The 8,045-nt window shown below is 43.5% G+C and carries 7 protein-coding genes; 3 read left to right on the forward strand and 4 right to left on the reverse strand.

All coding sequences use genetic code 11. The annotated features are described in order from the left end of the window. The 3 genes from cydB to ACX5J7_RS06865 are packed head-to-tail and all read left to right on the forward strand — an operon-like array spanning window position 1 to window position 4,362. Window positions 1-1,002 (forward strand): cytochrome d ubiquinol oxidase subunit II, encoded by a 1,002-nt coding sequence (gene cydB, locus ACX5J7_RS06855; protein WP_012516614.1) that lies wholly within the window; start codon window positions 1-3, stop codon window positions 1,000-1,002. Between the two features lie 2 nt (window positions 1,003-1,004). Beyond that, window positions 1,005-2,696, forward strand: a complete 1,692-nt coding sequence (gene cydD, locus ACX5J7_RS06860) for a thiol reductant ABC exporter subunit CydD (RefSeq protein WP_498706578.1) — start codon at window positions 1,005-1,007, stop codon at window positions 2,694-2,696. 7 nt (window positions 2,697-2,703) lie between these two features. After that, the gene (locus tag ACX5J7_RS06865; RefSeq protein ID WP_498706579.1) at window positions 2,704-4,362 is read left to right on the forward strand and encodes an amino acid ABC transporter ATP-binding/permease protein; all 1,659 of its coding nucleotides are present in this window, start codon (window positions 2,704-2,706) and stop codon (window positions 4,360-4,362) included. 102 nt (window positions 4,363-4,464) lie between these two features. Here ACX5J7_RS06865 and ACX5J7_RS06870 read toward each other — a convergent pair whose 3' ends face one another. The 4 genes from ACX5J7_RS06870 to ACX5J7_RS06885 all read right to left on the reverse strand — a co-directional run. Then, window positions 4,465-4,950, reverse strand: a complete 486-nt coding sequence (locus ACX5J7_RS06870) for a hypothetical protein (RefSeq protein WP_071958274.1) — start codon at window positions 4,948-4,950, stop codon at window positions 4,465-4,467. 75 nt (window positions 4,951-5,025) lie between these two features. Beyond that, window positions 5,026-5,562 (reverse strand): DUF2938 family protein, encoded by a 537-nt coding sequence (locus ACX5J7_RS06875; RefSeq protein WP_278384358.1) that lies wholly within the window; start codon window positions 5,560-5,562, stop codon window positions 5,026-5,028. A 6-nt stretch (window positions 5,563-5,568) separates the two neighbouring features. Beyond that, window positions 5,569-7,647, reverse strand: coding sequence for a TonB-dependent receptor (locus ACX5J7_RS06880; RefSeq protein ID WP_485165383.1), 2,079 nt, complete (start codon window positions 7,645-7,647; stop codon window positions 5,569-5,571). Between the two features lie 158 nt (window positions 7,648-7,805). Further along, window positions 7,806-8,045, reverse strand: a 240-nt coding sequence (locus tag ACX5J7_RS06885) for a hypothetical protein (protein ID WP_498706582.1), incomplete at its 5' end; no start/stop codon positions are given.

The raw sequence follows: 8,045 nt of genomic DNA on the forward strand, positions 1-8,045 counted from the left end.
ATGGAACCAACATTTGATTTGACCTTAATTTGGGCTGGCATCATTGGTTTCGGGATCATGATGTACGTGCTAATGGATGGCTTTGACTTAGGCCAAGGCATTTTGTACCCCTTCGCACCCGACGAACAAGCACGTGATAAAATGATGAACTCTGTCGCCCCTGTGTGGGATGGCAACGAGACTTGGCTTGTTTTGGGAGGCGCAGGGTTGCTTGCGGCCTTCCCTCTGGTTTACTCAGTCTTTTTACCGGCCCTTTATATTGGCGTATTTTTAATGCTGGCTGGCCTCATATTCAGAGGCGTTGCATTTGAATTCAGGTTTAAAGCAAAAACGTCAAAATACCTATGGAGCTGGTCATTTTCTGTAGGTTCATTTGTTGCCTCTTTTGCACAGGGTGCGGTAGTAGGCGCTTACATTCAAGGTTTTGAAACTGAAGGTTTTGTTTACTCAGGTGGCCCCCTTGATTGGTTAACGCCGTTTACCGTATTAACAGGTCTTGGTCTTGTTGTAGGCTATGCGCTTCTTGGCAGCACTTGGCTTATCATGAAAACAGACGGTGCGGTACAACAATGGGCATATAAAATTACGCCTAAATTGCTTATCGCATTGCTTGTTGTATTTGGTGTAGTGTCTTTCTATACGCCTTATGTAGATAGCACAGCAATGGTCAGATGGTTTGAAGGTTTTAGTATTATTTGGGCACTTCCGGTATTGGTATTATGGTGTGCCTATGTAGTATTTCGTTCGGTTAAAAAGCAACAAGATGGTATGCCTTTCGTTGCCACAATGGGTATATTCTTGTTCAGCTACCTTGGTTTATTAGTTAGTAAATGGCCTTACATTGTTCCACCAAACTTTACTATTTACGACGCCGCGTCTTCTTATAATTCACAACTTTTCTTGTTGTTGGGCTTCTTATTTGTTATTCCCATTGTATTAGCCTACACCAGCTGGACTTATTGGGTATTTAGAGGAAAAGTAGGCGACGCTGGTTATCATTAATCATGACTAGTAGTACCCGAAGCGCGCCTGACAACAAAGCTGTATCAGGCGCGCAGTTTTTAAAAGAGCAAGTAGCCAGCCAACGCTCCCTTTTGAATCAATCAGTGTTTTTTGGTTCGATAGGGTCAGTGCTTATGATAGTGCAGTGGCTGTTGGTTGCCTTAATTGCGCAGGATGTACTTGTAAACAAAGTTCCTATCCACGCTTTAGCGACTTATTGGCTGCTACTAATAGCAGTTAGTGTGGTGAAACCCATGCTCACATGGAAACAAACTTCCCTAGCCCAGGGTGCGAGTTCCAACATAAGAAGCAACCTAAGAAATATACTGCTTGAGCGATGGAGTAGCACCAGCCCCATCGCTTTACAAAGCGTGTCTACTGGCGCACTGGCGTCGCAGTGGATTGAAGACATTGAAGCTACCGATGGCTATTTTTCCCGTTACTGGCCTCAACAAATGCTTGCTGTGATAACGCCCCTCCTCATTCTTGTTACTGTCGCCTATTTGAATTGGCTTTGTGCTGTTCTTTTGTTAGTTTCAGCCCCACTTATTCCTCTTTTTATGATTTTAGTTGGCATGGGTGCTGAACATGTGAACGAAAAGTACGCGCTATTAAGACAACGATTGGCAGGGCATTTTCTTGATCGTGTAGCGAACCTTTCAACCATTGCGCTTTTAGGCGCGCAAAAAAATATGTCTGATGAGGTTGCTAAGCGTGGTGACACTTATCGTAACGTTGTTATGAAAACACTTAAGCTAGCGTTTCTTTCTTCAACGGTACTGGAGTTTTTCACCAGCGTAGCCATAGCAAGCCTTGCTATTTATATTGGTTTCTCACTTTACGGGGCAATAAATTGGGGGCCAGCACAGTCGTTAACGCTGTTTTCAGGGCTTGGTATTTTGTTGCTTGCACCTGAGTTCTTTAAGCCTTTGCGTAATCTTTCCACTTATTATCACGATAAAGCTAGTGCTGTGGGCGCTGCTAGTAATATTGTGTCTTCACTGCAGCATTTGGAAGAACAGGAAGCAGTATTAGGCGACAGCGATGCCAGACAGGTTACCGCTTCAAATGACGTTACTCGCTTGATGCTAAAAGACGCCGTAATCGGGTACAACAGCAATAAACAGAAGAAGCCTGCCCTCAACCTTTCATTTTCCGGGCGAGGATTGCTGGTTTTTTCTGGCGAATCGGGGTGTGGCAAAACGACCCTTCTCAATACTATTGCAGGCTATTTACAACCAGGTTCTGGCAGGGTTGAAGTAGCGCTTAAAGAAGCAAACTCCATTGCCTACTTGCCTCAGAAGGCATGGATTAAAAACGCTACAGTTCGAGATAATTTATCCGTCACCGCCGCCTTCGCATCAGATGAAGAGATGTTAAGAGTTCTTGAAAAGCTTGAGTTGTCAGATGAGCTTCTAACACATCATAACGGGCTAGACACCGTGATCGGTGAACACGGGCAAGGGTTATCTGGAGGACAAATGCAGCGTATTGCGCTAGCGAGAGTACTGTTAAACCCACCCGAACTTATTTTACTTGATGAGCCCACGGCAAGCTTAGACTTAAAAAGTAGGCTCGTAATTACTGGCGTTTTAGACGAGCTTAAAAGCCGCGCCCTTGTAGTGGTTGCAACACATGACAGCGACCTTATAGCAAAAACCAGTAATCATTTTGACTTAACCAATAAGGCCTAACGGTTATATGAAGTTTTGGTTTTCAATTATCTTTAAGAATGAGCGTAAACGCCTGCTAATTGGGCTCTTTTGGTCGTTTTTTACCATGCTTTCTGGCGTGGGGTTACTGGCGCTTTCCGGTTGGCTCATTACTGCCACGGCGTTAGCTGGAATAGCCATAGGTGCGGGTTTAATTGTAAAGCTTGATATGTATATGCCGGGCTCTGGGATCCGCTATTTTGCCCTTAGTCGGACCATTGGCCGATATATTGAAAGACTATACAATCACGATACTATTCTGAGGCTAATTGCGACATATCGCGTCACGATATTTAATGCGCTCTCCCGTAGGCCTCTTCACGATGTAAGGCAAACGTCTGACAGCGAGTGGCTAAGCCGGCTCACCTCAGACTTAGATGCCCTTGATAGCATATTAATTCGTTACACCATTCCAACCCTTGCCACAGGCCTTCTTTTAGGTACTGTGAGTTTGTTTTTGTGCATTGTCTGGTTTGATTTTGGTATTGTTTTTCTTATTGCTTCAACACTAGCGTGGTTGCTTCTTATACTGTTTTCGATACGACAAACCAAAGGCGCCGCCTCGCAAGCCATTTCGCACTTAAATCACACGAGAGAAACCTTGATTAGCCATCTTAAGGGCGCATTTGTGCTCAATAGCCAGCATTTGATGAGTTATCACTCACAAGATACTACCCAGGCACTCTCGCTATTTGAGCAGCATCACAATAATTTACAAAAGCGTATTGCTCGAATTCAGATGATAACCGATTCAATATTTGGTAGTGCCCTTGTAGCTACTCTTTATGCCAGCCTATGGGCTGTAAGCCATCACGTTATTGAGAGGCCAACAGCTATCATGTTGGCACTTTTGTTTGTTGGCGTCGCTGAACTATTACAAACTACACCAGAGCAGTTCAGCACGTGGGGAAAAACCGACTATGCAAGTAAGCGACTATCAACATTGGCCAGTGAAAGCTTTGATAACGATAGCACTGATATTACGGCAGTAAGCGAGGTGTCATGCACGGTAAGCAATCACCCACATATTCCCGCGAGTGCGTCACGCAAGATAAGTTTTAATTTGAATGACAGCACCCCTCTGTTTATCACAGGCCGCTCTGGATCAGGCAAATCAACCTTGGCGAAGCTTATGTTCAAGCTTGTACCGTTAGATAAATCGAACGCTAGCGTAATGATAAATAATATATCTGTACAAAATATTTCGTCAGACAGCTTGTATCGCCACTGTGCCTATCTAGAGCAAACCTCTTCATTACTGTCTGGCAGTTTGTACTACAACTTAACGTTGGGGCTTGAAAACATAGAAGACAGTAAAGTGTTCGATGTACTTTCGCTAGTAGAGCTACAAGCGTGGGCTGATTCGCTTCCCGAGGGATTGAATACCTGGTTAGGTGAAGGTGGAGCAAAGGTCTCTGGTGGGCAGGCAAGGCGTATTTGTTTAGCGCGTTTATTACTCAGAAACCCTGAATTTATTGTATTGGATGAGCCGTTTAATGGCCTAGATAGCGCTATGGCAGAGCGCATCTTTATGCATATATTGCCTTGGCTGGTGTTACGAAAATCTATTGTTTTACTTCATGAAGTGCCCTCGTTTGTGGAGCAGAAAAATATTGATTACCGTTCACTTAATGTAGATTTAACTTGAGCGTAAAACTTGAGGCGCCTTTTATCAAACGCATGTTGGCGCCTATGCGTTCATTATCTTGTCTCGCTGTTAACGTATTAAGCGTCAAGCAAAAAGGATAAATTAAAAGTCGAAACCAACAGCCAAACCAGCAACCTTTGAACTTCCAACGCCCTCATGGTAATCAAAATGAAATTGCGGCGAAAAGGTATACCCGCTATATCGAAATTCATACAAGGCACCTAGTCGTGAAACAAAGAACTCATGTTCAGAGGTGTACTCGTAGCCGGGGCCTACCTGAATAATAAACTGATCGGTGAGATGTATATCTGCCACTGCAAGCACAGTTAGTGCATCTAATGAGCCAAATGCGTACTCCACTACACTACCTAAACCTAATAACGGTGAAACTCTGTATTCGTAATCGATACCAACTGTTTCACCGTTACCATGTTCAGAAAAATCCGTATGGCCGATAAATAGCGAGATGTGATTCGGACTGTGTTCATGCTCTGACGCGTTTGTAGAGAACGCCTGAACAGACAATATCAGTAACAAGAAACCGTACTTTAAAGCTAAGCGGTGTGAATTTAGGCGTATCGTTTTCATATGGTTTACTCCTGAGTGACGTTCCGCTGTTTTATTTAACGCAAACGAGCGACAGTGCGTGTGGTGAAAGTCTTTTTATTCATTACAGGCATCTTGAATCCGCCTGCTTAAAAGCCAGCCTGCGGCATAAAGACCCACTGAAAAAATAAAATGGGATAACAGTACTTTCGACTGAAGCATGGCAGGGTTTGGTGTATGCAAGCCTGCAACGCCGTATCCCATTCCTGGATACATAAGGAAAAAAGGAATACTGCAAGTGGCAAAACCCACAATAAAAGCCGGCATGAACGATGGTTTTTGAATCCACCTTAAACCTGTAAACACAAGCATAAGAAGCGCAAACCCGACGCCAATCGCATAGTGGCCAAACCACCCCAGCAGTAATTCACCCTTTCGCGGCTCTGCGGTTTTAATTGATTCATGGGAAAATACGCCGTCTGTCATATAAATAACCCATCGCCCAATAAATTCATACCGCGTTAGTGGCTTATCTAGGACGATGTGTTGCAGATAGTTCATAGCATCCAAAAAGGCGGTTGCCGCTACACCTAACACTACCGATAGGATAAGAAGTGAGGTTCTGTCATCTTTGTTTGCTAAAGTGATGCTCATGGTCAATTACCTAAGTTGAGCCGACAGGCTAAGCTGAATATTCCTACCCATACCTAATGCATAGCCCTTGTAGGTATCTAAAAAGTCTCGATAAGCCTCATCAGTTACATTATTTACTTTTACGCTAAGCGTAACTGGATGCTTGTTTATCTGTAACTGTGTTGAAGCACCGAGGTTTATCAAATGATATTGTTCTGTCGATGCGGTACCAAAAGGGAGAAAATCGTACTGAGCAAAGGGTTCAAATTTTCCTGCAATCGACTTGTTGTTTTTGTATTCGTGCTCGATAACCAAATTTATATCGCTAAATAATGATAGTTCGCCAAAACTGTAGTTAATTCGCTGATAAAAGCTATTTGCTGGCATTAGTGGCAGCTCAGTACCAACACTAGCTAGTTCACTGTTGATAATATTGGCGTTAAACTCCCAGTCGATATGTTGGGTTATTTTGAAGTTTGCGCTTATCTCAACGCCCTCTATTTGGGCGTCTCCCTGCCTCATTTCAAACAGGGGCAAACCGGACGGCTGATGCGTGGTGCCGGTATCAGCTTGGTAAATGTAGTCTTGAAACGTATTTTGATAAAACGTGATAGATGCCTGTATATTTTGACTTATGTAGTTCAACCCAACTTCTTTGTTGAACGAGTATTCTTCTACTAGTTCGCTGTTGCCAGTTTGATAAGCCGCAACACCACCATGTACACCACCCGCATATAAATCAAAAATAGATGGTGCTCTAAACCCTCTTCCTATTCTCTGAATGAACAGCCAGTTATCACTGAGTTTCCAACTTAAACTCATAGATCCGGTTAGTGCCCTCCAGACTCTACGGTCAAAGTTATCAACCCACTGCTGACTTTCGTTCTGTGGCTCCAATACTATTTTGTCCCATCGGACACCCAATTCGGCAATGAGAAAATCATTTTCAAACTTCTCGTAAGCATATAAGGCTATGTAGTCTACCGAGGCATCTGGGACCAAGGTGCCAACGTTGGTTGTCTGATCTTTGTATATGTATTCAGCACCGAATTGACCTTTCCACGCTGTACTGTAATCATGCTCAAAAACCAGCTTACTTTGGGTGCGCACTAACTCAATGTCTAAATCGCTGTTGGCGTTGCTTAACTTTTCGAATGATATTCCTGTGCCAGCAGCGCGCTCATTCTTCTGCCAATTAAGAATAAAATGAACATTCCATTGGTCAGAAAGGTGAAGGGCCATATCAGACAAGATATTCTTGTTGTCTAGATGCTGGCCTGTTGGCACATTATTAGGTTGAAGAAAATTCTGCTCGTTCGAAAAACCTGTGTACCTTACCGTCCAATCGAAAGCATCTGTAACGAACCCGCTAGCCAAACTGATACTTTCAATATCAAAGTTAGTAAACGGTATTTCGCCTGAAAAGCGAGGGAGGCTGCTGACACTCGTTGAATTAATATCTGCAGAAGGTGTTTCAAAGTTATCAGCTTTTTCACGGTGATATGAAGATGCCCACCCCCACTGTGCTTTACCGCCTTCTGCGTGTAAAGACGTACCGAGCTGTTCGTTATTAGTGCCGTATTTAAAGCTCAGAAGGGCAGAAGACAACATTGATTCGCTGTACAAGGGAACTTGAGCGCTTATTACATTAACGACCCCCCCCATAGCATCTGACCCAAAAATAACACTCATAGGCCCACGTACCACATCTATTCTGTACGCATTAACCGGATCAACAGTTGGTGCATGTCTAATTCCAAACTGTTGAAAGTCTTGAGGCACGCTATCTTGCAACACTCGCACGCGGTTTCCTGTTAAGCCCCTTATCACTGGCTTTCCCGCTTGCCCGCCTGTACTTACCGTATCTACTCCGACCATATGTGCAATTGAGTCACCTAAAGAAAGGCTGTGATGCCATAACTTGCTTTTACCACTTAAAATAGACGCGGCTATTGCAGTTTCTTCTACTTTCAGTGCCATTGGCGAACCCGTAACGCGGACCCGTTCGATCTCATGCAGATGATTATGAGATTGTGGGGTATCTTGTGCATTTACAAGAGAGCTGATTATTAATCCGATCACGCTCATGGTTACTCTCTTGCTCATTACACCCCTCAAACGTTATAACATATCAATGCATGTAAGCGGCAAATAGAAAAAAACGCCACCTCTGAGAGGTGGCCAAGTAGTTTCGACCATATCCAAAATGGAAAAGACATGAAGTGCCTTGTAATAAGTTAGGCAACTTCCTGTTTTGAACTGCGCTAACTCACTACGCCTCTATAATATATATTTGAAATACACATTACAATATTAAATAAAGAATTATTTATATTTTTGCTTTTAGTTTTAAAAATTGGAGGAGTGTGAGAGATAGGAACAAGCAGCATTTTATTTAGCATCGCCCTTTGAAAAGCGGTGCTTACGTAAAACTCAAGTGCAGTCCATTTTCTAAAATATCGAGTAGGGTGAGGCGTCACCGCCTCATCCCTCTCACAGAACCG

It is taken from the genome of Alteromonas infernus (genome assembly GCF_902705815.1).